Origin of the sequence: Nocardia sp. NBC_00565, assembly GCF_036345915.1 — a bacterium.
Lineage (GTDB): Bacteria > Actinomycetota > Actinomycetes > Mycobacteriales > Mycobacteriaceae > Nocardia.
Genome location: NZ_CP107785.1, coordinates 4,461,436 through 4,487,523, shown reverse-complemented (window position 1 = coordinate 4,487,523; position 26,088 = coordinate 4,461,436). Strand labels below are relative to the sequence as shown.

Annotated in this window: 18 protein-coding genes and 1 riboswitch; of the genes, 7 read left to right on the top strand and 11 right to left on the bottom strand. The window is 65.2% G+C overall.

Annotation, left to right across the window (positions count from 1 at the left end; all coding sequences use genetic code 11):
* Positions 1–79 precede the first annotated feature (79 nt).
* On the bottom strand, positions 80–1,459 hold the full coding sequence (locus OG874_RS21515) for a tetratricopeptide repeat protein (RefSeq protein ID WP_330256911.1): 1,380 nt from the start codon (positions 1,457–1,459) through the stop codon (positions 80–82).
* 201 nt (positions 1,460–1,660) lie between these two features.
* Between OG874_RS21515 and OG874_RS21510 the strand changes: the two genes are divergently transcribed.
* The 5 genes from OG874_RS21510 to guaB all read left to right on the top strand — a co-directional run bounded on the left by OG874_RS21510 (position 1,661) and on the right by guaB (position 13,781).
* The gene (locus OG874_RS21510; RefSeq protein WP_330256910.1) at positions 1,661–2,626 is read left to right on the top strand and encodes a TauD/TfdA dioxygenase family protein; all 966 of its coding nucleotides are present in this window, start codon (positions 1,661–1,663) and stop codon (positions 2,624–2,626) included.
* A 42-nt stretch (positions 2,627–2,668) separates the two neighbouring features.
* The gene (locus tag OG874_RS21505) at positions 2,669–3,286 is read left to right on the top strand and encodes a DUF6875 domain-containing protein (protein ID WP_330257367.1); all 618 of its coding nucleotides are present in this window, start codon (positions 2,669–2,671) and stop codon (positions 3,284–3,286) included.
* A 29-nt stretch (positions 3,287–3,315) separates the two neighbouring features.
* Positions 3,316–10,305 (top strand): amino acid adenylation domain-containing protein, encoded by a 6,990-nt coding sequence (locus tag OG874_RS21500; protein WP_330256909.1) that lies wholly within the window; start codon positions 3,316–3,318, stop codon positions 10,303–10,305.
* Positions 10,306–10,307: 2 nt separating this feature from the next.
* Entirely contained in the window at positions 10,308–12,125 is a 1,818-nt protein-coding gene (gene asnB, locus OG874_RS21495) for an asparagine synthase (glutamine-hydrolyzing) (protein ID WP_330256908.1), read from the top strand.
* Between the two features lie 147 nt (positions 12,126–12,272).
* On the top strand, positions 12,273–13,781 hold the full coding sequence (gene guaB / locus OG874_RS21490) for an IMP dehydrogenase (RefSeq protein ID WP_330256907.1): 1,509 nt from the start codon (positions 12,273–12,275) through the stop codon (positions 13,779–13,781).
* A gap of 700 nt (positions 13,782–14,481) precedes the next feature.
* Here the strand turns inward: guaB and purF are convergent.
* Both purF and OG874_RS21480 read right to left on the bottom strand, forming a co-directional pair.
* Positions 14,482–15,942, bottom strand: a complete 1,461-nt coding sequence (gene purF, locus OG874_RS21485; RefSeq protein ID WP_330256906.1) for an amidophosphoribosyltransferase — start codon at positions 15,940–15,942, stop codon at positions 14,482–14,484.
* Between the two features lie 73 nt (positions 15,943–16,015).
* Positions 16,016–16,729 (bottom strand): GNAT family N-acetyltransferase, encoded by a 714-nt coding sequence (locus OG874_RS21480; protein ID WP_330256905.1) that lies wholly within the window; start codon positions 16,727–16,729, stop codon positions 16,016–16,018.
* 148 nt (positions 16,730–16,877) lie between these two features.
* Here OG874_RS21480 and OG874_RS21475 point away from each other — a divergent pair, with 148 nt between their 5' ends.
* Complete coding sequence (locus tag OG874_RS21475) at positions 16,878–17,693, top strand: GrpB family protein (protein WP_330257366.1); 816 nt, start codon at positions 16,878–16,880, stop codon at positions 17,691–17,693.
* Here the strand turns inward: OG874_RS21475 and OG874_RS21470 are convergent.
* Positions 17,651–18,091 (bottom strand): hypothetical protein, encoded by a 441-nt coding sequence (locus tag OG874_RS21470; RefSeq protein WP_330256904.1) that lies wholly within the window; start codon positions 18,089–18,091, stop codon positions 17,651–17,653. The two genes, OG874_RS21475 and OG874_RS21470, sit on opposite strands and share 43 nt — an antisense overlap.
* Positions 18,092–19,287: 1,196 nt before the next feature.
* Here OG874_RS21470 and OG874_RS21465 point away from each other — a divergent pair.
* A complete protein-coding gene (locus OG874_RS21465; RefSeq protein ID WP_330256903.1) occupies positions 19,288–19,491 on the top strand; it encodes a hypothetical protein in 204 nt (67 codons plus the stop codon).
* 443 nt (positions 19,492–19,934) lie between these two features.
* Here OG874_RS21465 and OG874_RS21460 read toward each other — a convergent pair whose 3' ends face one another.
* The 7 genes from OG874_RS21460 to OG874_RS21430 all read right to left on the bottom strand — a co-directional run bounded on the left by OG874_RS21460 (position 19,935) and on the right by OG874_RS21430 (position 25,714).
* On the bottom strand, positions 19,935–20,198 hold the full coding sequence (locus tag OG874_RS21460) for a hypothetical protein (RefSeq protein ID WP_330256902.1): 264 nt from the start codon (positions 20,196–20,198) through the stop codon (positions 19,935–19,937).
* A 290-nt stretch (positions 20,199–20,488) separates the two neighbouring features.
* Positions 20,489–21,646 carry a phosphoribosylaminoimidazolecarboxamide formyltransferase gene (locus OG874_RS21455; protein ID WP_330256901.1) on the bottom strand — a complete coding sequence of 386 codons (1,158 nt, stop codon included), beginning with the start codon at positions 21,644–21,646 and terminating at the stop codon, positions 20,489–20,491.
* Between the two features lie 29 nt (positions 21,647–21,675).
* Positions 21,676–21,760, bottom strand: a riboswitch (ZMP/ZTP riboswitch).
* 4 nt (positions 21,761–21,764) lie between these two features.
* Positions 21,765–22,133 (bottom strand): hypothetical protein, encoded by a 369-nt coding sequence (locus OG874_RS21450; protein ID WP_330256900.1) that lies wholly within the window; start codon positions 22,131–22,133, stop codon positions 21,765–21,767.
* A 99-nt stretch (positions 22,134–22,232) separates the two neighbouring features.
* Entirely contained in the window at positions 22,233–23,708 is a 1,476-nt protein-coding gene (locus OG874_RS21445) for a hypothetical protein (protein ID WP_330256899.1), read from the bottom strand.
* The gene (locus tag OG874_RS21440) at positions 23,705–24,034 is read right to left on the bottom strand and encodes a helix-turn-helix domain-containing protein (RefSeq protein ID WP_330256898.1); all 330 of its coding nucleotides are present in this window, start codon (positions 24,032–24,034) and stop codon (positions 23,705–23,707) included. The genes OG874_RS21445 and OG874_RS21440 overlap by 4 nt, the downstream gene beginning before the upstream one ends.
* On the bottom strand, positions 24,031–25,152 hold the full coding sequence (locus OG874_RS21435; RefSeq protein WP_330256897.1) for a tyrosine-type recombinase/integrase: 1,122 nt from the start codon (positions 25,150–25,152) through the stop codon (positions 24,031–24,033). Before OG874_RS21435 ends, OG874_RS21440 begins: the two co-directional genes overlap by 4 nt.
* A 328-nt stretch (positions 25,153–25,480) precedes the next feature.
* Positions 25,481–25,714, bottom strand: coding sequence for a hypothetical protein (locus OG874_RS21430; protein ID WP_330256896.1), 234 nt, complete (start codon positions 25,712–25,714; stop codon positions 25,481–25,483).
* Positions 25,715–26,088 lie beyond the last annotated feature (374 nt).

Sequence of the window (26,088 nt, the reverse complement as noted above, 5' to 3'; positions counted from 1 at the left end):
CGCTCGACGTTTCCTGGTAGAGCGGTTCGATGTGGTTGATGAGCGCGAGATCCGGCAGGAGTGTGCTGGCTGTGAGTTGTCAACTGGTGGACATCGCCGATTGAAGTGATTGCACTTGCTCGGCGAGCTGCCGGACAGCGGGTCGGCGCTGGTGTGGGGTGAGATCGCGCAGGAGGGTGTTCAGGTGCCCGACGCAGCGGCTGGAGGTGACGTCATCGGTGAGGATATCGACGGCGTGGCCAGCGAGAGCAAGGGCCTGGTCGAGGTCGGGATCGTTTTGGCGCACGTAAGTGGTGGCCAGCAGTGTGTAGCGCAATGCCCCTTCGCGTGCAGCGGTCGGATCCTGGAGGCGTAATGCCTGGCGGAAGTGCCGACGGGCGTCGGAATACTGCCCAAGTTGCAGGTAGCAGTAGCCAGCTTGTCCGTGGGCGTGGCCGGGGTTGAGCCAGTAGCTCCAGTCCGGTGCGGTGGTCGTCGGGGAATCGAGGTTGGTGAAGGCGTCGTCGATGGCCCGTCGGCAGCTGACTGTTGAGCCACTGGTGGCATACGCTTCCGCTGCGCGCAGGTTGAGGATGGCTGAGACGCGGGGGCTTGCGCCGCGGTACCCCGTCCTGGCGGATTCCGCCAGGGTGACTGCTTCGTGTGGTTGTCTGATGTCTTTGGCCTGGCAGCTCATAAATCCGATGGTGTTGGCGGCCAATGCTTGGTCGCCCGCAGTGTGTGCGGCGTGCAGTGCGGCCATCCAGTAGCGCTGGGCACGGGGGTGTTGGCCGCCATCGAAACTGAGCCAGCCTGCTAGGCGCAGCAGTTCGCCTGCGTTGCTGTGCAGCCGTCGCCCGACGGTGTCGGTGTAGTTGCCGTGTTCGAGCAGTCTCACTACCTGGCGCAGGTGCGCGCGGACCATCTGCAGCAGTGCTCCGCCCCCGCCGCCGTCGTCGAGCCGCCGCAGGCTGGCAGCCATGAGGTCGAGTTCGTCGACGGTGCCGGAGTGGACTCGGCGCGATTTTCCTGTGCGGGTGAGGTGGGGGATCGGGTCGGCTAACAGCCATTGGTGAGCGGGGGCGCTCATTGCGGCCCCCATCGCGGTCAGAAATATCCGCCGTTCCATGGGATCAGCCTCCGTAACTGCCCGCATCGCGCGCGTGGCTCCCTCAGCTGTCCACGGTAGTTGCAGTCCGTTGTCCGCGCGCAGCAACGGTTGCTGATCGTTCTTGCCGACAGGCGGCCAGCCGAGGGTCGTAGGGCTGATGGGCTTGGAGAGTTCGGCGGTGAGGAGGGCGGCGATCAGCTCCGGCCAGGGCGGTCGGGGGCGGTGCCCATTCAGCCATTTGTAGGGCGTTTTCTCGTGGAGGTGGTCACGACGCCCGTGCAATGCGGCGTACTCGACAAGCCTGTGGGCAAGGGTTTCCGGCCGCCATCCCAGCTCCCCGAGTGACGCTGCTAGCTGTGACTCGCTCACCGCGCCTCGCCTCCTGATCCCCAGCTTATCGGCGGTGTGATGGGCGCGACTTTAGTGCAGGAGCCCCGCCAGATTGCACCAATTGCACCTGATTGCACCAAGTGCACCACTGTTGGCGCTGGGGCGTTCGCGGTGTTCTCGAAGTGCTCGGTCACAGCAGCGCGCGGCGCGGACGCGTCGGTCGAACACGGAGGGTGCCCCATGAGCCAGAACGTCTATCAGCGCATCAGCGTGACCCGGGTGGCCGGTCACATCGGTGCTGACATCGACGGTGTCGATCTGTCGGCGCCCCTCGATGCTGAAACCGTCACCGAGATTCGCGATGCGCTGCTCCAACACAAGGTGGTGTTCTTCCACGGCCAGAAGATCGGCCACGCCGAACACATCGCTTTCGGAAGGCAATTCGGTGAGCTGACCCTACGGCCGCGGCCGCAGAGCGGCGGTGATCTGGACGAGTTCCCAGAGATCTGCACGATCTCTCCCACGATCGACATCGCACGGTATGGCCGCGACATCGAGGCGCACTACCGCAGCCGGTGGATGTCGGCGATCGGTGGGTGGCACACCGACATGACCCATGCCATCAACCCGCCGATGGCATCGATCCTGCGCGCGGAGACCGCCCCGGCCTTCGGGGGCGACACCCAGTGGACGAACCTGGCCGCAGCGTATGAGGGGTTGTCGGGACCGCTGCGGCGCTTGGTCGATGATTTGCGCGCCGAGCACACGTTCTGGGCGGGCTATCAGATGTCTGAGCACGACGAGGTGGATCGCTCGATCCTCGAGATGGTCAACGCGAAGGCGATGGTCTCGGTTCACCCGGTCGTTCGCGTGCACTCGGAGACCGACGAAAAAGTGCTGTTCGTGTCCCCGTCGCGGACCAGCCACATCCTCGGCATGAGCCGCGTCGAGAGCCGCCGGCTGCTCGATCTGCTCTACGAGCAGATCACCCGACCCGAGTACACCGTTCGGTTGCGGTGGGCGCCGGGCACTGTTGCGTTCTGGGACAACCGGTCGACCGCGCATATCGCCGCGGCGGATGTGGACGCCGCCGACGGATCACGGATCCTGCACCGTGTCACCATCGTCGGCGACATCCCTGTCGGCCCAGACGGGGTTTCCTCCTACTCGGTGACCGGTCGGCCGTTCGGGAGCGTGGACCGGTGAGCATCGTCGAATACGCCCCATTCGCTCCAGGCTCGCTCACCGATATCGCGAACGCGTACAAGCTTTTCGGCCAGTTCCCGCAGTACCGGGCAGCACTCGGATGGATCGGAGATTTCGTGCTCAAGCCGGATCCACGCTTGCGCCGGGGCCGTATGTCCGCGCCTGGCACCGGCGATCGACCAGAACACGGTTTGGCTAGTCGCTGTCCGAACAGCCGATGCGACGCTGGAGGAGGCGGTCGAGACCGTCCCACATCTGGCCGAGGCGTACTTCGAACTGTTCGATGAGCCCGAGTCGTTCCGGCGCGGGGCGCTACTGGCGGTCTTCCCGGATGTCGACCCGGGCGATGCGGCGAAGTTTATCGACGGCGGCCACGCGCGAGTGCGGGCCGGTTTCGTGCGTCGCGGATTGATGCTGGGTGAGTTCCACAAGGCCAGTTCGGTTGGCAGCGTGCGTAATCCAGAATTCACGGTGATGCAGTCGCCGGTGCCGATGTTTGCGGTGCGCGCGTTGATGACCCACGACATCTTGTTCCTGGACCGGCCCGGCGAGCACCGCGAGGAGTTGCTCGGCTACTACCTCGAGCACGTCGGCGGCCACGCCCCTGCGGGTCGCCGGTCGCGTCCGGCAGACCCTCGCAGCGATGGGGCGATGGCATGAACGAGATTGGGATTGAACATGATTCGAATTTGGGGACCGCCTTCGCCGCCTCGGCGGCGCGCAACAGCGACCGGATGGCGGTCCAGTGCGGCCAGGACGCGCTGACCTACCGCGAACTCGCTGAGCTGACCGGCGCGGTGGCGCGTGGATTGACGACGTTCACCGAGCCCGACCAGGACTCGGGAATCGTTGCGGTGCTATTGGATCGGTCGATCGAGTTCGTTGCGACGCTGATCGGCACGGTGGCCGCGGGCATGACCTATGTGCCGATCGATCCAGCATCACCGGATGAGTATGTCGAGGAACTGCTCGATCAACTACGCCCTGTGGTGGTCGTGGCCGCCCCTGATCGAATCGGCCAGAATTGTGCGGGGTCGCCGCGTCGGGTGACGGTTGCCCAGCTCACCGCAGCAGGCGATGCCGCATCGGCATCTGTCGAGCCGGGCCCCGAGGCCCCGGCCTATGTCATCTTCACCTCCGGATCGACCGGGACACCGAAAGGTGTTGTCGTTGCGCACCGGTCACTGCTCAATTCCACCCAGGCACGCCTGCTCGCCTACGACAGGCCCGAGCGGATTCCGTTGCTGCATTCGGTCGCCTTCGATGTCGCATCCGGCGTCGTGTTCTACGCACTGCTCGGCGGCGGCACTCTGATCGTCAACCCGATGCCGTTGAGCGACGTCGCCAGCGCGGTGAAGCTGGTGCGTGATGAGCGGATCACTCATCTGGTGTACGCGGCATCGCTGTATCCGGTGTTTCTGGAACGGATTTCAGCCGATCCGCCGCTGACGCTGGCGGCGGTGATGATCGGCAGCGAACGGTGGAGTGAGGTGCTGATCGACCGGCATGCGCAGTTGCTGCCGCATACCTCGCTCTATAACGAGTACGGGCCGACCGAAGCATGCGTGTTCTCCAGTTATGCACGGGTGTATTGCGGCGTTTCCGGGCAGCGGTTCGCATTGACCATCGGTATGCCGCTGATCAACACCGGCTATGTACTGCTCGATGACACCGGCGCCGTGATCGAGAGCGCGCCGGGGGCTATCGGTGAGCTCGCTATCACCGGCCCGAATGTGGCGATCGGGTACCTGGCTCGACCAGAGCTCACCGCTGACCGGTTCATCGAGTTGCCCAACGAGGTAAGGGCTTACCGCACAGGTGATCTTGTCGAGATCACCGCCGACGGCCAATTCGTGTTCCTCGGACGTGGCGACCGCCAGATCAAGATTCAGGGCAACCGGGTCGAGCCAGGCCACGTCGAGACCGCGTTGATGACCCACCCTGGCGTGGAACAGGCATATGTGAGTGTGCGCACCGACCTGGGCGCGGACACGACATTGGTGGGGTACCTGGTACCCGCCGCTGACAGCGGCATGACGGTAGATCAGGCACGAGCTCACCTGGCGATCCGACTGCCGCACTACATGATTCCTACGGCGTGGATGATCGTGGAGGGGCTGCCGCGCACCGCGAACGGCAAGATCGATGAACGCAACCTTCCCCGCCCTGGAGCACCGGTCCGATCCGCGGCAACCGCGGTCGACGAGATCGAGCGGATCCTGGTCGAGATGGTGGCCGATGTGACCAGCGCCGAGGTGATCGCCGTCGACGCGGATCTGCGCGGGTTCGGGCTCACCTCGTTGTCGCATGTGCGGCTCTCGGCAGCGATCAGCGCCCGTTTCGATATCGAGATCCCGATGAGTGTCCTGTTCGCCGCGTCCGACGTTCGCGAGATCGCGACGCATGTGCGCCGGGCGGCCCCGATCGGCAGACCGGCACTGATGGTGACCGACCGCGATAGCAACGACGCTCCGCTCAGTGCCCAGCAGCGCCAGATCTGGATCTTGCATCACCTGGCGCCATCGGTGCTGGCATACAACACTCAATGCACCCTGGAGCTGACCGGCGAACTGGACGTCGGTATGCTCAAGATGGCCCTGACCGACATCGTTGAGCGCCATGAGATCCTGCGCACCACCTTCCATGACGGCCCACAGGGACCGGTGCAACGCGTCCATTCCCCCTGGCAGGTCCGGATCGAGCAGGTGGACCTCTCCACGATGGGGCAGCAGACTCAGCGCAGCGCCCTGGCCGCGCACAAGCAAGCTGCGATGGGTAGCGGATTCGATATCGCGGCCCTGCCGCTGGTGCGGTGGTGCCTGTACCGGCTGTCACAGACGCGGTGGCAGCTATTCCAGGTCGAGCACCACTTCGTCCACGATGGTTGGTCGGCAACGCTGCTGCTCGCGGAGATCCGCGACGCCTACGACGCCGAACAGCACGCCCGGCCCAATCCCCGCCCGGGGTTGCCGGTGCAGTACCGCGACTACGCGCATTGGTATGGCCGGTGGCGCGACACCGATCACTACCGCCGCCAACAGCAGTACTGGGCGAGCACGCTCGAGGGCTGTTCTCCGGTCGGTGTCAGCTTCGAACCCGACCGGCCCCGCCCACCGGTGCAGACCTTCGAAGGAGGCTGCGTCCGGGTGGGCCTCACCCATGGGGTCGTGTCAGCGATCGACGCGGCGTGTACGCGCCACGGCGTGACGCGGTTCGCGGTCTTCCTGTCCGCATTCGCGCTGCTGGTGTGGCGCCACACGAACGAATCGGACATGGTGATCGGCTCAGCGCTGTCCAACCGCCGGCAGGCCGAGACCGCGAGCCTGCTCGGCATGTTCGTCAACGCGCTGCCGCTGCGGTTGCGGGTCGAGGAGTCCGCCACGGTGGGCACGGTCGTGCACGGAGTGATGCAGGTGCTGCTCGGTGCGCAGGACAATCAGGAGTTCCCGCTGGTCGACCTGGTCGAGGCACTGAATCTGGTCCGTGATCCCGCGCGAAATGCGTTGTTCGGGTTGATGTTCGCCTTCCACGACAACCCACGTCCGCGCTTCGAACTCGACGGCCTGCGCGGCGAGCTGCGCATCGACCACAACGGCTCGGCGAAAAACGATGTCAACGTCGTGTGCGTGCCGGAGATGGTCGCCTCTGCGGACGGGTCGCAGCGCGTAGGGATCGACATCCTTTGGGAGTACAACAGCGCCTTGTTCGACCCCGCGACAGCCCAGGAGCACGCTGCCCAGTTCGCCCATATCGTCGCCTCGATCACCGACCACTGGGACACCCCGATCAACACCCTCGATCTACTCGGGCCAGTGATGACCCGGCGCATCCTCACCTCCGGGACCGGACCGGATTCGACACCGGCATTCACCACGATCACTGACGGTATCGACCACGCCATTACCCGCGCCCCGGATGCGATCGCACTGATCCAGGGAGAACACCAGATCACCTACCGTGAACTCGATGAACTCGTCGCCCAGTTCGAAACCGTGCTCGCCCAGTTCGAGCTGGGCACCGACGCGACCATCGCGGTTGCCTACGGCAAGTCGGTGGAACTGGTCGCCGCGTGGCTGGCCGTGCTTCGCCGCGGCGCGGCCTATATCACCGTCGATCCCACTCAACCGCGGATGCGGCTGTTGACGTTGGTGCAGAACAGTGCGGCCGCTGCGGTGCTGTGCGCATCCGAGGCGGTCGCAGCGTTCCGCGGCTGCGGTGTGCCTGTCATCTGCCCCGACCAAGCCGTCGCCTCGCCCATCGCGCCGCCGCTTCCAGCGATTCAGCCCGACGCCCCGGCGTATCTGACCTTCACCTCGGGGTCGACCGGGACACCGAAAGCGGTCGTGGCCACGCACGCCAACGCGGTCGCTGCCATCCACGCGCGCACCGTCGAATTCGGGTGGACACCGCCGCGGACGTTGGTCACGCTCCCGCCGATCTTCGACGTCGCGGCCTCGATGGTGCTGTGGACGTTGTGGCTCGGGGGCACGGTGGTCTTCTCCGGCGACGACACCACCGACCAGGATCCCGACGGACTGTGCGCACTGATCGACACCTATGCGGTCACCCACCTGAACTTCGTGTCCTCGTTCTATTCGGTGTTCCTCGACAGCCTCGAAAACCCTTGGGCGACTTCACTGCGGGTCGTCGCTGTCGGCGGTGAGCCGTGCACGAGCGAGCTGGTGCGCCGCCACGCGCAACTACTGGGAGAGGTGGGCCTGTACAACGAATACGGGCCGACCGAAGCAACCGTCTGGACCTCGGTCGCGCGAGTGCATCCGCGGGCGCGGACGAGCGGCGCACACCGGATCTCGATCGGCCATCCTGTCGCGAACAGTTCGATGTTCGTCCTGGATCCGCGCGGGCAGCTGGCGCCGATCGGCGCGCGGGGCGAGCTGGTCATCGGCGGCGCCGGAGTGTCGGCGGGTTATTTCGGGCGTCCGGAATTGACCTGCCAACGATTCGCGCCGATCGCGGTCGGGCCGATGGCCGGCGCTCGGGCCTACCGGACCGGCGACGTCGCACGCGTGCGCCCCGACGGAGAATTCGAGATCCTCGGCCGTCTCGACGACCAGATCAAGGTCCGCGGATTCCGGATCGAGACCGGCGAGGTCACCCGCTGCCTGACCGAGCATCCCGCGGTCACCTCCGCTTTCGTCGCCCTCCATGTGGTGGCAGGAACCCCGCAAATGGCGGCGTTCGTAGCCGCCCCGGGCCACGACCACGCTCTGGTCACCGCGCTGCAGCGGTGGCTGGGCGAGCGGCTGCCCGCCTACATGGTGCCCTCGGTGTACGCGGTCGTCGACGAGCTGCCTCGAACCCGCATCGGCAAGATCGATCGCAACCGCATGCCGACCCCGACTGGCCCACCTGCCGTAACCGAGGAAGCCGAGCACACCGACCCGGCACAGCACCTGTTGCTCGAGCTGTGGCGGACGCTGCTGGGACGCCGGGACATCACCATCGACGACGACTTCTTCGCCGTCGGAGGTGATTCGCTGCTGGCGATCCGAGCCGTGACCCTGGCTCGTTCGCATGGACTGAACTTGTCGGTCCCGACCGTCCTTCGCGCGCGCACCATCCGCGCTATCAGCGAGAACCTTGTTCTCGAGCCGATCGCGGCGGACCGACCGCGACGAGCCGGTGGCGCCGCGCTGGCGCTGTCGGGGATCCAAGGATGGTTCTTCGCCCAAGGCTTCGCCGACCCGGACCAGTTCCAGCAGGTCCGGCTGTTCGAGATCGACCCCAGCACCAGTGACCTCGACCTGGTGGCGGCAATCGAGTCGACCGTTGCCCGCCACGACGCATTCCGCACGGTGTTCACCGAGATCGGTGAACAGTGGCGGGCCCAACTGCTCGATGTCGCGCCCGCCCCTGCCGTTGAGGTCGTGGCCCTCTCCGCCTTCGGTGGCGCCGAGGTATCGGTGCGCGCCCATTTGGCTTCGATGAGCGCACAGCTGTCGATCCGTGCCGGTCGACTGTGGCGGATCGCGCTGTGCAACGAGGCGTGGTCCGGCCGACGGTGGCTGTGCCTGGTGCTGCACCACCTCATCGTCGACGCCGTCTCCTGGGACATCCTGGTCCGCGATATCGAATCCAGCCACCATCGGCAAAGCGGCGGCGCTGCGGCCGCAGACCATCTCGTGGCCGCCGCTGGTGTGCCGGAGCGAATCTCATTGCGGCCCAGCGGCACCGAACTCGACTATTGGAAGGAGCTGGCGAACAGGTCTGCGCCGATCATCGCCGCCGACAGCGTCGATCGGTCTCCGTACGGCGCTCTGCGCTGCATCGAGCGCACATTGTCCCCGTTGGCTCGGCGGTTGATGGTACGTGAGCTGCCGCTGATGCGCGGGCCGGGCGGGCGAGCAGTGCTGCTGGCCGCGCTCGCCCGGGGGCTGAAGCGCACATCCGGGGAACCGCTCTATGTGCTGCTGGAAGGGCACGGCCGCGATCATCTGCCCGGCGCCGAAGAGATCGTCGGCTGGCTGACCGCCCTGTACCCGGTGTTCCTGCCGATCGGCGACCACGCCGAACTCCTCGACGACGCCCAGGACGTCGAACGCCACCTGGCCGATGTTCCCGCCCACGGCGCCAATTACGGCATCGCCCGCTACCTCGAGCCGACCTCGGCACTCGGCACGCTGGTGGCCGGGATCGCCGAGCCCGCGGTCACCTTCAACTACCTCGGTCAGCGCTCATCGTCGTTGCCCACGGACGTCCTCACCCCGGTGGCTGTGGAGACCGGGTTCGGGATCGGGCCGGCCAATGTGCTTCCGACGCCGCTGGATATCACCGTGATCGACACCGGCCAGACGATCGTGGTGCGATGCGCCCTCGACCCGGCTCGAGCCGACGCCTCGTTCGCCGAGGCAGTGTTGGACGCGATGATCGATGCGATCGAGCAGACGGCGGCGACGGTGCCCCTCGGCGGCGGCCCGGATCGGCCGAACCATTTCCTCATGCACCCAGTCGACGGCACCATCAGCTGGGCGCATCCGTTGGCATCCCGGCCCGGCGCACCGTGGCGGTGGATCGGGCTGCCCCAATCCGAGCCACACCCAAACACCACTGTGGCCGAACTGGCCGAGGAGTACTGCACGCGGATCCGCCGCATCCAGCCCTACGGGCCGTACACGATCACCGGATGGTCCTTCGGCGCCGCCGTGGCATTCGAGATGGCGCGACAGTTCGAGGACAGCGACGACCGGGTCACCCTGACACTGATCGACCCGCCGAGCACCCAGGACGGGGCCGACGATGCGGCCTCGCTCACCGGTCAGCTCCACCGGTTGTTGCCCTGGAGCACCTCGGACGAAGTGGCATCCGCCGTCGCGGACATGGCGGAACTAGCTGAGCCCGAACGGGTTTCCGCACTGGTGCAGCGGCTTGCGGGAGCCGACCTCGGTATCGAGGATCGGTCGCTGCTCGAACGGCAGATCGATGTTCTGCTGGCCAACCGTGCGGCACTGGCGGCCTGGCGCCCAGTCGGCCAGGTCGAGGCGGTGACCGTGGTCATGTCCCAGGACACGGACGCGGCAGGGTTGGTCGATGTCGGGTTGTGGCGACAGCACACCCGCACCGAGGTGCGTCTGGAAGTCGTTCCCGGCGACCACTTCTCGATGATGTCCGGCGACGGCCTCACCGCACTGAGTGATCTCCTCGATGGACGGAGCGAGTGAGGATGTACAGCGGATGTGGCATCGCGGGAACCCTCGTCCACACCGTCGCGGCCGGGCCGGTCCCGGGTCGGGCCGATGTGGAGAGGATGACCGCTGCGTTGGCTCACCGCGGCCCCGACGCCGGTGGCTTCTGGTGTGACGATGCGGTTATGTTCGGGCACCGGAGGCTCAGCATCGTGGGACTCGGCGACGCCGGCACCCAGCCGATGACCCGAGCGCACCTGACCATCACCTACAACGGCGAGCTGTACAACTTCCGGGCCCTGCGCCGGGAGCTGGGCGCGGAGTTTGTGTTCGAGTCCGAAACCGACACCGAGGTGGTGCTACGCGCCTGGCAGAGGTGGGGGCCCGCAGCACTACAGCGATTCCGCGGCATGTTCGCGTTCGCCATCTGGGACCAGCGGGCTCGCTGCCTGACGCTCGTGCGCGACCGGCTCGGCATCAAACCGCTGTACTTCCACCACGGCCCCTCCTGGTTCTCGTTCGCCTCGGAGGCCGAGGCACTGCTGCAATGTACTGGCGTTCCCCGGCGGCCCGACCTCGACACCATCCGCCACCGCCTGCTGTGCTCATCAACGCTCGAGGTCGATCCTTGGCGCACCGCACTCGACGGAGTGCGCTCGGTCCCGCCAGCGACCTACCTGGCAGTCACCGCCGACGGAAACACCAGCAGCACCACGTACTGGTCGCTGCCCGAGACGAACTCGCAGGCGCAGGGATCCACCGCTGAACTGACGGAGCTGCTGGCTGACAGCGTGCAGACGATGCTCGCTGCCGACGTGCCCGTCGCGACCTTCCTCAGCGGCGGCTTGGATTCCTCGGCGATCACCGCGCTCGCCGCCCGCCACGGCCCCCTCACTGCGGTGACCATCGCCTACGCTGCGCAAGATCCGGCCTCCGGTGTGCCGTCGACGGTGAACGAGGACACGCGATACAGCAGGACCCTGATCGAGCACCTCAGCGCTGATGTCGACCACCGGATCCACGTGCGGCCCAACACGATCATCCTCGACGACATCGACACAGTCTGCGACCTCGCGGCCGTCAACGACGATGTCCGCCACGTCAGCATCCTGGCGAACTACCGCACCGTCCACGACCTGGGCCTGCGGGTCGTGCTCAACGGCCAAGGCGCGGACGAGACCATGGCCGGCTACGTCGGCCGGGCGAACTTCATCGCCAACATCCTCGACATCAGATCCCCCGACGAAGCCCTTATCCGCCGACTACCCGCCTCCCGCCAAGCCCCCGGCCTGTCCAGCGACGTACTGCGCCACCGCCGCACCGCTGACGCCGCGGTGCTGGAGGTCCTGCACCGCGAACCAGGAACAGCCCTCGAGCGCGCACACCGTCTACTGGTGGGCACCCAAGTGGCCAGAATCGTCCAGTTCGAGGACTTCCTCGCCATGCGCATGACCATCGAGGCCCGCTTCCCATTTCTGGATCACCCGATCGTCGAATGGTGCTTCGCCGCACCATTCCAGCGCCACATCCACCCGCAATCCCGGCAAGGCAAAATGCTGCTACGTGCGAGCATGCACCGGATCATTCCGGACACCGTGCTGTCGCGGCCGAAAGCTGTCTTCCCTTACCCGGCGAAGGGCGAGTTGCACCGCAGTCTGGTGGCACTGGCTCGGCGGCACGAACAATCTCTTCGCGCCGACCCGCTCGTCACCGCCCTCTTCACCATGCCGCCAAGTGATCTCGCGACGTGGCCAGTGGACTTGCTCTGGCTCGTCTTGGCGATGTGGCGATGTGGCGATGGAATGAGCGACTCAATTCCGTGGCGCATCGACAGTTCCGGTCGACATGAACCCTAGACTCATCGTGAGATTTCACCGGCACACAGGTATCTCCCTCCGCTCCAGCGACTTTCGGATTCACCTTCGGTCAGCTAGGTCAGGGGCCGTTGTTACACTCCCACCACCGTTCCGCCCAAATACCGTGCTGAGGAGCTGGTCACCCGCATGAATACCCGCGTCGAGGTAGCACTGTCCGACCTGCCGATCGGCTTGACATTCGATGATGTGCTGCTCGTTCCAGCCGATTCCGATGTGATCCCGAGCGGGGTCAACACCACGACCCGGGTTTCACGCAATGTTGTGCTGAGTGTGCCGATCGTGTCTGCGGCGATGGACACCGTCACCGAAGCCCGCATGGCGATAGCGATGGCCCGCCACGGTGGTCTCGGTGTCCTGCACCGCAACCTGCCCGTCGAGGCACAGGCCGGACAGGTTGAGATCGTGAAACGCTCCGAGGCGGGAATGGTCATCGATCCCGTCACATGCACACCGGATGCAACCCTGCAGCACGTCGATGACCTGTGCGCGAGGTTCCGGATCTCAGGTGTGCCCGTGGTCGACGACACCGGACTCCTCGTCGGAATCATCACCAACCGCGATATGCGGTTCGAACGCGACATGTCGAGGCCCGTCGCTGAAGTCATGACCAAAACCCCGCTGATCACCGCCCCTGTCGGAGTGACCCCCGACGACGCGCTGGCCATCATGCGCGCCAACAAGGTCGAGAAACTGCCGATCGTCGACGCAGAGGGAAAACTGGCCGGGCTGCGGACGGTCAAGGACTTCGTCAAGTCGGACAACTACCCACTGGCGGTGCGTGATGATCAGGGCCGTCTATTGGTCGGCGCCGCGATCGGTGTGGGCGAGGATGGCTACAACCGGGCCATGGCATTGGCTGACGCATCGATCGACGTGATCATGGTCGACACCGCGCACGGGCATCACCGCGATGTCCTCGACATGGTTACCCGAATCAAGAAAGACCTTGGTGACAGGGTCGATGTCGTCGGCGGGAACGTCGCCACACGTGCGGGAGCCCAAGCGCTGGTCGACGCGGGCGCTGACGGTGTCAAGGTAGGTGTTGGACCGGGCTCGATCTGCACCACACGCGTGGTGGCCGGTGTCGGAGTTCCACAGATCACCGCCATCGCCGAGGCATACGCCGCATGCGGCCCAGCAGGAGTCCCCGTCATCGCCGACGGCGGCATCCAATACTCCGGCGACATCGCGAAAGCGATTGCCGCAGGAGCCAGTTCGGTCATGCTGGGAAGCCTGCTCGCAGGCACAGCCGAATCGACCGGCGACATTGTGCTGGTCGGCAACAAGCAGTACAAGGTCTATCGCGGAATGGGCTCTCTGGCGGCAATGCGCGGACGCGGCGAGGGAGGCAAGTCCTACTCGAAAGACCGCTACTTCCAGGACGACGTACTCGCAGAGGAACGACTCGTCCCCCAGGGAATCGAGGGACGCACCCCATTCCGCGGGCCCCTGCCGGATGTTTTGCACCAACTGGTCGGCGGCCTGCGCGCCGGTATGGGATTCGCTGGCACACGCACAATCCCGGAACTGCAGCAGGCCCAACTGATGCGGATTACTGCAGCGGGCATGCGCGAAAGCCACCCGCATGACGTCTCCATCACCGCAGATGCCCCCAACTATTCATCGCGGCCGTAGCCTTTTTCCGAATCGTGTGGTTGAGACGAGCTCGACCGAGCCCTCGCTTGGAGGTCGCCGGTGCTGGTTTCCACGCCGCGGCCGCGCCGGTGACCGCGGCCTTCCGGTAGAACTGGGCGCGAGCGGTGGTGGTGTACGTCGGAAGATATGGGCCGCCGCCTCGCCGGTGCGCCAGCTGCAATCACGGCTCGCCACCACCTCGACGGCGTTCTCGCCCAGTGGCGCTGGTCGATCTCCTGCGGTTAGGTCCCTGGCCTGGTCTGCGCCGAAACCGTCGAAGGTGGCTCGCCGTTGGCGGGTGAATCCCGACGGTCGGCGGTGCGCCCGTGGTGGTGGGTGTTGCGGGTTTGTCGTGGAATGTGTTTTCGGACATCGTCCTCGACCTCCGTCGAAGTGGACCGCAACAGCAACGCGCGTCGTGTGCGGCTGTTTTCTGATGTCCCCGGCGATATGTGGGAGCCTTCACCGCGACCGGCACCTAGGGTCAGCGAGAAGACCCTTGTCTGGTCGGCGGGTTGGGGGAGGATGACCAGCGCGGCCTGCTTTCCGGCGGCAGCGCACGCCTTTCAGCGACAAACGCAGCGAGGATTGCCCGCCGCATCATCGCAGCTCCCGTATGCGATCCAGGACTGACGCCGCGTCATGCGGGCACCTGCGTTGTGTGGACCTGGTGTCCAGCACAGGTGAGACGTTGCCGAAGTTAGGGGATGACCGCCTCGATGGGGAGAGTCCATCGGGCGTCGGTCCGGCCGTTCGCACTGTCACCGTGCGACGGCACGGGAATCGGGTAGTCGCCGGTCAAGCACGCTGTGCACAATCCGGTTGTGTCTTCGGGGCTGATGGCGGTGAGCATCGCATCGATGTCCAAGTACGCCAAGGAGTCCGCGCCGAGGAAGGTTCTGATCTGCTCCACGCTCATTTGCGCTGCAACCAGTTTCGACTGGTCGGTGGTGTCCATGCCATACCAGCACGGCCATTTGTACGGCGGTGAGAGGACCCGCAGGTGGATCTCGGCGACACCGGAATTGCGCAGCATGCGCATCGTTTCCAGCAGCGTGGTGGCCCGGATGATCGAGTCCTCGACTACGACGAGGCGCTTGCCTTCGATGTTCTCTCGAATCGGGTTCAGCTTGATCTTGACCGCGTTGCGGCGAAGCTGCTGGGTTGGTGCGATGAACGTCCGGCCGATGTATCTGTTCTTGACGAAACCGTCGACGTAAGGGATGCCCGACTCGTGCGCGTATCCCTGGGCGCCGGGCACGCTGGATTCCGGGATCGGAACCACGGCGTCGGCATCGACGGGAGCCTGACGTGCCAGGGCTTCGCCCATGCGCTGCCGGACTCGATGAACATTCTGGCCCCGCAGATTCCCATCCGGCCGAGCAAAATAGACATACTCGAACGAACAGAACTTCGGCACAATCGCCTCGGCAGGGAAGGGCCACAACGACTTCACACCGGCGCCGTCGATGACAACCATCTCGCCGGGCTGAATCTCACGAACGACAGCGGCGTCGATAACATCGAGCGCCGGCGTCTCCGACGCGAGTGCCCAGCCCCCATCATTGAGGCGGCCGAGGAACAGCGGGCGAAACCCATGCGGGTCACGCACACCGATGATCGCGTCTTGGCTGAGGAGCACGAAGGAATAGGCTCCGCTGAGCCGGGGGAGCGTGCGGACAAACGCCTCGACGAGTTCGTCCTGATCACCGCTGCCACCATGCAATTCCCGCGCCAGCAGCTCGGCCGCGAGATCGCTGTCGCTGCCGATTCCATCGGCGGGGACACCGAGTTCCGCGGCGAGTGGCTCGGTATTGACGAGGTTGCCGTTATGGGCCAGCGCGAACTGGTGTTCGCCGACTTGCCGGTACACCGGCTGAGAGTTCTGCCAGTCGCCGGAACCTGTTGTGCTGTAACGGGTGTGGCCGATCGCCAATTCCCCCCGCAGGGTCTGCAAACGATAGTCGTTGAAAATGGTTGAGACCAGGCCGGTGTCCTTGTCGACCCAAATCTTGTCGCCCTCGCTAACCGCGATGCCAGCGGCTTCCTGCCCCCGATGCTGCAGGGCGAAAAGGCCGAGGTAGACCATGTGAGAGACGGGGCTGCCGGGGGCATAGAGTCCGAAAACGCCGCAAGATTCCTTGGGTGCACTGTCGTCCACCGCCAAAGCGTACCCAACCGGCGGCCATCCCTCCTCGGCCGCAGTGCATGCGGGTTCCCACCGTATGCGGCGGTCATTTCGTGCGGGCATGCAAGTGCATGTCGTGCCATCCATCCAGGTGCAGCCCGGCGCTTGCTTTCGTGCCCTCCAGCAGAAAACCGGTCTTGTCAGCGACACGGCAGGAGGGGTGATTGTGTACCGAGTGGGTCAGCTCGAGTCGGTGAAATCCGACACCGTCGAAGGCCCAGGCGGTCAGCGCCTCAACGGCGCGAGGGGCAACGGCCAAGCCGCGGGCCGCGGGCATGGTCCAGTACGCCATCTCCGCCTGCCCGGCGGGCAAGTCCATGTGCTTGAGCGAAGCCCGTCCGACGATGCGACCGTCGCTGTCTGCGACTGCCCAGTGAGCCCGGATGGCGTTGCACCATGCACGATTCCACGCCTCGATCCAGCTGCTCGCCTCATCGGTTGATGCCGCGGCACGGACATGCCATCGCTGGATCATCGGGTCCTGGAATGCCTCGAACACTACTGCTGAGTCATCATGCGACCACGGCCGCAAAACCAAACCGCTGGGAGCCGAAATCTTAGGTTGTGCGGTCTGCGTGAAATGCTGGGCGCTGACGACATCGGGTGTCAGTTCAGGCATACAGGGATTCTGTGTTGCCGACACGATTTTCCCACGTAGGCCCCGGTCGACACGGAGAGTCGAAACCGCGGAGAAAATGGGTTCTACGAGCAACGCCACCCTGATCGAGGTGACCCGCGCGACCAACAACCGGTATTTCACCAGCGCCGAGCATTCAGTGAACTCGCTAAAGTATTCGGCAGCTACGGCTCCAGCTGGCCGACGGCGACGGAATCTGCCAGTACCGGGCCAACCAGAGTCGACTTGTTGAGGCTGGCCTCGACCCCCGCCGAGTAGTTTCGACCGGGTGATGATCGTGGACTACGACGCGTACTGGCCAGCTCGTGCAGAGCGATTGCTACAGATCGTCCGCTCAGCTCTTCTGAAGTTGGATAACTCCGATATGTTCATTTATGAGCACATCGGTTCGACCGCCGTGCCCGGCTTGGCCGCCAAACCGATCCTGGACCTGCAGGTCAGTATGCCCACACTGCCGCCGCTGGAGGCGATCGCCGATCTGCTGGCGCAAACAGGTTTCGAACCTGCGCCCGGAGCGCGAGCGGACTCGCCAGGCGTGTACCGCGACATCCCGCGCCCAGACCACAGCGCCCGCGCCGAGCTGCACGAAAAGCGACTGTTCCGTTCACCCGAGCAGGCGGCCATCCTGCACATTCGTCGAGTAGATTCCCCGTTCGCCGAGTTCGTCGTTCTCGTTCGCGATTGGCTACGTGCGCATCCGGATGAGGCGCGCCGCTACGCCGCACACAAGCGGGCACTCGCCGCTCACCATGCAGCAGATCCCGACTACGACGACTACACCCGCGTTATCTGGGGTCGTCAACCCGTGGTCCTGGTAGCCGCGTTATGGCGGTGTGAGGTATGTGAGTTTGGTTCCCCCAACGGCGTCTCAGCAGCTCGACCGACCATCAGCAGACCCGCCGACGCTGGTTCCCGCGTCTGCTGTACGGCAGGACTGGCGGGCTCGCATATTCAACTGTCGCGAATTCTCGAACCTCGCCCGGCGGACCCGCGGGCGCTTCGGAAATGGTGTGCAGCGCGCCCACGTCACGGTGGTGACCAGCCTTACGTGTTTCCTGGCGGGCTGCTGTCCACGAGTGCGATGTAGGCGTGGGCGCGCGGCCAGGGGTCGTGGAGGAATTCGGCGCGGGTGCGGTGCCAGTGCCTGGCACAGAGCTCATCGAGCCCCATCCGGATGGCGCGAGATTGATAGTTCGCCGCGGGTTCAACCGTGCGGGAGACCGCGAGCAGTTCACGTTCGAGGGTCCAGCCGCAGTGGTCGAAGGCCCAGGTCCCGTTGCTGACATAGACGTGTCCGGGATCGGCGGTATCGGCCGGCCACAGGCCTTTCGCGGTGAACCGGTGTGAGTGGGTTTCGAGGAAAGCGTAGGCCAGGATGTGGCAGGCACCGGCCGCGAAGAACCATTGGTCATCACGATGCCAGGCAAGATCCTGGTCCGCCCGTTCGAGCGGGGTGCGGCGGAACACCGCGCACGGAATGTACACACCACCAGCGTATTTCGTCCTGAGACGCCGGACAGGTGAGATTGCGCCGCCTGTCTCCATGAGTCGCATCCGGTGCGAGAATTTCACATCGGATGCGACTGCGGGGAAGAACCGTCGGCAGCGGACCGAACCCGTCCGCCCGGTGGATCCGGGCGGTCTACGATCTTTCCAGCGACAGCGCCTCTGAATCCCACTGGTGGAGGGCGTTTTCAGCGCGGTGTGCAAGCATGCTATCGCCAGTTCGCGTCCTATGCGATTGGCGGCACTTGCAGTAATCGCGCGAAAAGCAACGAAGTTGCCTGGACCAGCAGTGATTGCGGGTTGCCGGTTCGGGCTGCGGGGCATCGTGATTGGTGCTCGGCTTGGCTGCCGATGAGGTTGGTCGGGGTGCTGGGGGTCGGGTTTCGCCGTTCCTACACGTTCGGCCACGGTGGTGGCGGTAGTTGCGCTCCTTGTGCAAGCGGTTGCCCGAGGAATGGTTGTCCCGGGCCTGCTGGTGTGTCTGTGCTGGCGCCTGAGCTTTCCCCGTGCGCCGAGGTTTGAGCAGCACGTGGCCCCCGTACGAGGGTGGGGAGCTTTCCGAGCGCGATAGCCATCAGTTTCAGGAAACCGCGTTCGCTCAATCGGTCATCCTGTCGCAGCTGAAAGGCACCGATCACGGTCAATAGAAGAACACCCCCGACCACCACGACAGGGATCGACCATACCGGCGTGACCCGCGCGAGCACCATCAACACACACAAGACAACGACTGCGACGACCAGGTAGAACGAACCCGCCACCCACGGTGACCGGCGTGCGCCGTATCGCTGCGCCGCGCGTAGCGCGCTCGCATAGTGGCGGGCGTGATCGTCAGCCGTTCCGCCGCTCCACCCGTACATGCTGAACGAACGCAGTCGACCGTTCTTGTCGTATTCGGCGCTGGTACCCATCCCCTGCCCTCCCTGTCGTGGACGTAATTCGATTGTAGGCCCGAACCCGAAGCATTGATCGTCGTTCCTCTGCGGCCCCGGCGAGGCCGGATTGTGTGTCAAGGAAACGTTCGTTATATCGACACCGGCCTGTCACGGCGGGAAGCGCCAGGACGACACCGCCGAAGCGGTGTCCAACAACGTGGTTGAAAACGGTTGGTGTGCAACAAGTCCTGTCGGGGCATCGCCCGGACACTCGCAGTCAAGTGCCTCTACGCTGAGGGCGTGGCGTCTTCCCGCCTCGATCTCGAAATGCCTTCACTCGGTGAGTCTCTCCCGCTGGGTGCCCTTGAGCAGTTCGTCAAGAACGCGTACGGTCTCGGCGCGACCGCGACTACGCCGGTCACCGCAGTTGCTGTTGAGAACACCGACGACATCCTCGACTGTCTGCGGGTGCAGGTCGATTACGTCGCGCCTGAACACGTTTAGACAGACGCCATAGCTAGCGCCGTCGCGGTGCGGTCGTGGCGGTCCAGGTGATCGAGTAGTAGTCCGACTACGGCGTGGTCCACGGTGGACCCCAACCAGACGCGATTCCGATTCCAACGAGGGCAGTGGCTCATTCACAGACGCTGCGGGATCGGCTCACGCCGCGATGTGGCGCGTGAGGAGAAAGGTCACGCTTAGCAACCGTTTCGACGGACCGATCGTTTTGTTCTGTTGATTCGGTGGAATGCCGAGCACCGTTGCGCCGCTGGTGGTTTCATGTGCGGTTGTGCGTGGTGAGGGCGCTGTCGAGTACGGCCGGTTCCCGGCGTTGTCGAGGGTGAGCCGGAGAGGTTCTTCCACCCGGATGACGAGGGCCGCAAGCCGATCGCCGACCGGCGTCGCGATCGGGCTTGTCGTTGTCGTCGGGTTCGGCGTTGCTGTCCTCATGCAGGGCCGTTCTTGCCTTTGCCCTTCCCGCCGCCCTTCTTGCCGTCCCACTTCTTCTTGCCGTTGCCGCCCTTCTTGCCGTTGCCGCCCTTGCCGCCGTCCGTGCTGGCGCCGTCCTTCTCGTCCTGGACCAGCACTATGCCGCCACCCGGAACGTGGCTGGCCCCTGGTGGTGTCGCCGCGGCGACACCGGCAGCGGCGCCGAGCGCGGCAAGGGTGAACAGTCCGGCCAGCGCAGCGGCCGCGGTTCGGTGAATCATGGGTACCCCTTCTCGAGTGGAATGTGGCGTGTACTGATCAACAGAGAAACCCTATGCGAAGAAGGCGCCCTGACCAGGGACGTTGCTGACACATGTTCCTCGCGCCCCGTGGTCGCCGCCGCCCGTCAGTGGCCCAACCGTGGAAGACACCACTACCGCCGCAAACCCGAGAATCTGCGCCGCTACTTCAAGGCAAGAATACTGGTAAGGGCCCGTATACAAGTGTTCTGTATTCGGCACACCTTCGGCATGGATCTGTCGGCTCGTCCGGTTCCGGAGGACTGGTGTCATCAGTGGTGGAACAGTCGGAGTCCGGTTCGGGCCAGCGTGATTCGATGCTCGCGGCAGGCAGCCGCGACTTCGTCGGACCTGATGGATCCGCCCGGCTCGGCGATGTACTCGACGCCGTGGCGGTGGGCGTGGTCGACATTGTCGCGGAACGGCAGCGCGCCGTCGGAGGCGAAGGCGACACCGGTGAGGTGTGTGCTCCAGTCGGCGCGCTGGTCGGCTGTCAGTTCCTCGGCGGGTCCCTCCAGTACCTCGGCGACGCGGCTGGTCTCGTCCGGGGTGAGGTCGCCCTCGATGAAGCGGATCTGCCAGTTGATCCTGTCCTGGCGGCGGATGCCGGGACCGAAGGCGAGCGCGCGAACGACCGGGTGGCGGCGCAACCACCAGGTATCGACCTTGGCGCCGGCCAGCCGTGTGCAGTCCACCCGGGATTGCTGACCCGCGCCGATCCCCAGTGCCATTCCGTCACGGACGTAGCACACCGAATTCGATTGGGTATAGCGCAGAATCGCCAGCCCCAGCAGCAGGTCCGACACCGCGGCGGCGGGCAAAGTACCACTCACCGTTTGGTCGAACAGGGCGGCGGAGAGCCGTGCATTGTCGCGTGCTTCGATCAGTCGCAGGCCGAAGACCTGCCTCTCTTCCAGTGCAGGCGGTGTGAAGGTCGCGTCGGCCTCCATGACCAGAAAACGCCCGTTCTTCTTCCTGCTGAGTCGCTCCACGGTGCCCGGCTCGTAGCCGGGGGCGATGATGCCGTCGCACACCACACCGGTCAGCAAGTCGGCCAGCTCTCGGTCGACCGGGTGTGAAACGGCCGCGAAGTCGCCATAGGAGGACTTCGGGTCGGCGTCCCGAGCACGCAGATAGGCGCTGGTCACAGGTCCGACCTGGTCACCGGCTATGCCGTAGAGCTCGGCGGTGACCTCGTCGACAGATCCGGCCACGGCCGCCCCTGCGGGTGAGACGTGTTTGAAAGAGGCGGCCGCCGGGCTGTCGAGTGTCTGGCTGGCCTCGCGCACGAGCTGCCATGCGTTGAGCGCGTCCAGCATGTTGATGAAGGACGGCTCTCCGTGCAGCACCCGTACCGGCCATTCGCCGGGCGTCACCGGCGAGGTGTGTGCCATATCCTGGTGCGGGTTGGTTCCATAGCGCAGTTCCACGTGCTGGTCTCCTCAGCGGATATCGCTGACGGAAACGCCCAGGCGGTCGACGTTCGCATCCGGTCAAGGCCGCTTCCCGGTGGTTGTCCACCCTCGCCAGTCGCGGCCAGCGCCCACTCTAGCGGGGCAAGTCGCAGGCATACTGGTAGGCACCCGTATTCACGTGGTCGGAATCCTCCGAGGAAGTGATCAGCGGGTGTGATCGCCGGGTGCGTAGGTGTTCCAACTCGCCTCCGGCGACCGTCCAGATCCGGTTCATGTGGTGGGCGGAAAAGCCGAGGGCATCGGCGATCACTGGTGCGGGGGCTTGGAGAACGAGCTGGCGCAGCGTCGCTGCCCTGGTGGCTTGAGAGGGAAGGTCCAGATCGGCGCGCAGATGTCCCAGCAGGGTGCTGAAGTGCAGGGGCTGCCCGGCCAGGCGGCCGGGGAACAGCCACTGACTGTCGGCGTTGACGGTGCTCAGGTTCTGCCGGTTTTCGACCAGCATCCCGGCGAGCGGTTCGGGAACCGGTGACGGCGGCGTGCCGGGGGTGACTGGCAGGGGCCAGTATTCGAGTGTTTTGTATTCCTGCCTCGATGACCGTGATCAGCGGCTGTGATCGCCGGGTGCGTAGCTCTTCCAGTTTCCCCCGGCGGCTGTCCAGATCCGGTTCATGTGGTGTGCGGAGAAGCCGAGGGCGTCGGCGATCACGGGGGCGGGTGCTTGCAGGACAAGCTGGCGCAGGGTCGCAGCCCGGGTTGCTCCGGTCGGCAGGCCGAGATCGTCACGGAGGTGGCTGAGCAGGGTGCTGTGGTGCAGGGGTTGTCCTGCCAGCCGTCCGGGGAACAGCCAGTAGCTGCCCGCGTTGACGGTGTTCATGTTCTGGCGGCTGCCAACAAGTTTGAGCAGCAGCCCGCCGAGGGGGTCAGGAACGGGCGAGGGTGGTGTGCCGAGCCGGATGAGAACCTGATCGCCGTCGGGGATGACGTCCTCGACGGTGAGGCGGACGAGCCGGGTGGCGGGTTGGCCGTAGAGCAGCATGAGCGCGGCAGCGACTCGTGAACGGATCGGTGGCCGCTCGTCGGTGAGCACCCGACGCAGCAGCGCGAGCCTCCGCGACTGGGTGATGGGTTGACCGGCGCTGGTGCCGAGGGCTGGCAGGGTCAGCTTCGGCATGTGGCCAGCGTTCATCGCCCAGATCAGGAAGGGGCGCAACGCCTTTTTGCAGTGGTCCAGGACGTCAGCGTGCCAGAGATCGAGGTCGGCTTGGGTGCATCCACCGAGTCCGCGACCATGCTGGTCGAGCCAGGACAGGAACCGTTCGGCCTGGTCCAGCGGGGTGCTGATGTAGTGCCGCCCGGCATCGGAGACCGGTCCTCGACGTGCCCGCCGCCGTAGTCGCGGGAGCTGAAACCATTGTGCAAATTGCCGCAGCAGCCGGTAGTGCGGGTTGTCGGTGAGCGCGGCGAGCTTGCCGTGCAGCAAGGCTTCCGCATGCAGCAATTGCTTGTCGACGACGGGGAGGATTTCGCAGGTCATCAGCAGATCCCGCAGATAGGCAACCGCTTGAGGGTTCGGTAGGTCGCGCAGTGTGTCGTGGCTGATCGGCGCGCGACCGGTGGCGAGATCGGTGAGCAGGCGGCGAACCGTTGGGGTGCGCAGCCACTTCAGTCCGGTCAGCGGCGATGGCATCCCGACGAGCGCATCGACCAGCGGCAGAAGTGGCGGGTGAACCCTGCCGGTGCCGTCGTCGAGTAGTGGGTGCAGCCGCGCGGACAGGGTGCACCGGGTGCAGAGCCTGCGACCGTGTAGTTCGCCTTCGAAACCGCAACGGGCGCAGAAGAAGTCGCGTGTGATGGCGGCGCAGTCCCGGCAGATCGGTGCGTGGTCGTCGCGCCGTCCGGGCAGCAGGCGCTCGACGCCGCAGCCGGGGCAGCGGCCGTGTGTGCGCACCGCCCTGGCGTAGCAGGTCCGGCAGATCGGGCCTTCCCAGTTCGCAGCCTTGGCCGCGCGGCGCCCGCAGCGGACGCAGTCGCGAACAAACCAGCGTTCGTACTGCTCTGGCGTGTAGGCGGGGCTCATTCCTCGGCGCGGATCCGGGCGCGTTTGGGCCGGATCTGGGTGGCCATGTCGACCACGTTGGCCTCGCCGGTGGCGACCTTGCGGGCCTGGTTCTCCGCTTTGGTGGCGATCAGTTCGGCCGGGGTGCAGTTGAAGATGTCGCAGAGCGCGGCCAGCACCGGCAGCGACAGCCGTTCCGGGGTTTGGGTGACCAACCGCCAAACCTGCACCGACGACAGCTTGATTCCGCGGTCGTGTAGATGCGGTTCGAGATCGTTCGCGGCGAACATGCCGGCCGCGGCCATCATCTCACGCAGCCGCCACTGGTAGCTGACCTGCCGTTTCATCGGGTCCTCCCGGTCTTCTTCAGCGCCGCCGCCACGGTAGTGTCGAGTACTCGCCGCAGGGTTCGGGTGCGATAGTCCGACGAGACACAGGTGTAAATCGACGTCGTGGACGAGTGTTCGTGGCCAGCCTGCTCCTGGACAAATCGAGCGTCGAAACCATCCTCGACCTGGTGAGTGATGTGGCTTCGGCGCAACGAGTGGAAATCGAGGGCGGGATCCAAGCCGAGCTCGTCACGGTAGGCGGCGAGCCGGGTGTTGATCGAACTGAGTCCGATCCGCGGGCCTCGCTCGGACGGCCAGCACGCTGGCGAGCCAGCGGTGGGGAACATCGGCCGATACTCCTCGATCCACTCTTGCAGCACCTCCGCCGACCAATCCCAGATCGCCAGCACGCTTCGCCGCTTCGGCGTCGAACCTTTCTTGGCCTTGCCGTAACGGACGTATGTAACCCCGTACTCGCCGAACTCTGGACCATCGGGGTTGCGGCCGAAGTCGGCGGTGTCGAGCATCCGAATCTCGTTGCGCCGCAACCCGAACGCATACGCCGTTTTCATCAGCGCAGCGTCTCGGAACGCCGGAACCCAGCCCTTGCGGCCGGCCTCGCGGATGCGCACCACTTGTTCATCGGCATGGTCGAACAGTGCGATCAACTCTTTGCGGGTGAAAGCCCGCTTGCCTGCATCGGATTCGGCCTCGTCGATGTGCTCGGCGGTGTTCCAGTCGTGGACAACCTGAATCGGGTGGGTGCCGAACCGCTGCTCACACTCGGTCGACCACTGATAGGCCGGGTTGATCAGGTAGGCGCAGAACAGTTGCACCGCCTCCTGATAGTTGCGCAGCGTCGACCGTTTCAGGTTCCGCACCGCCCGCAGATCACCCAGCCACTCATCGACCTGCGCCGACGTCCAATGCCACGGGTAGGCATCGGCATATCGCATGAACGCCTGCACCACCTTCTCGCGGCTGCCGATCGTCGAGAACGCCAGATTCCTCGCCAACTGCTGATTCCGCCAACCGTCGAGCATCGCGGCGAAGACCTGTTCCTCGGGCCGCAACAGCGACAGCCCATCGACCAGATGAAGCGCCGCCGAACCTGGCGCCACGCCCTGTTTGCCCACGCCAACCACCCTCCAGAGTGATTACATCAGATGAAAGGATCTTTCATCAAACCTAATCATCTAGGCAAATCGGCAGGTCAGCGGCGAGTTTCAAGACATCACCTTTCGTGGGCCGATAGACTTCGCCCAGCTTCACCCCGGCGCGGGACAGGCCCTCTGAGCGGCCCCGCCACGTCCCGAAATCCTATGGCATGCAAACCAATCCGGATTCTGCATCCGATGAAATTGCGATCAGAAGGAACAGTTTCGCGAGATCCGGCGCTAGTGAGCTGATTCGGTGAACGGGGCTGGCTGGTAGGTGATTTCATGTCGCGGTGACGGATGAGGGTTACGGCCGGTTCGGGTCGTATTCACGGGCGTAGGTCGCGCGGGTGTTGGGCACCGTGATTGTGGCGAGGTAGATCCGCACCGCGTCGGCCAAACGCACACCGCTCGCCGGTGTCGGAAGCATCCGAACCCGCCCCATCGACAAGTACAGCGCGATGCATCCGGCGTAGGCCCGCTCAGTGTTCGGCGAGCAGTCCCGGGCTCGCTGCGACGCCACGTAGGCGGTCGCTTCCACGTGAAAGTCATAGAAGACAGTCAACGACGACCCAGCGCACCCCACGATCCACCGGCGAGACGGCGCGCTCGGCACGAAACACCAGCGGTTGGCCAGCCAGACCAGACGTCACTCGAAACCCCCAGATAGGTGTGAGGCACGTGAGGATGCAGGCTACCTAACTCACGTACCGAAGATCGTTGGGAGCACCCAAGATAACCCGCGCCAAGTCAGTCTTCTTCGACGAGATCGAGCCTCGGATGCGTCGCTGGGCGCAGCAACATTCGCCGCGGACCGCCGACGGTGATCCGTTGAACACCACACCTGGCAGTCCCACAACACCAGCGCCGGCCAGTAGCTGCCATCCGTAGTCATCGGTGGCCGAGTGAGGATCG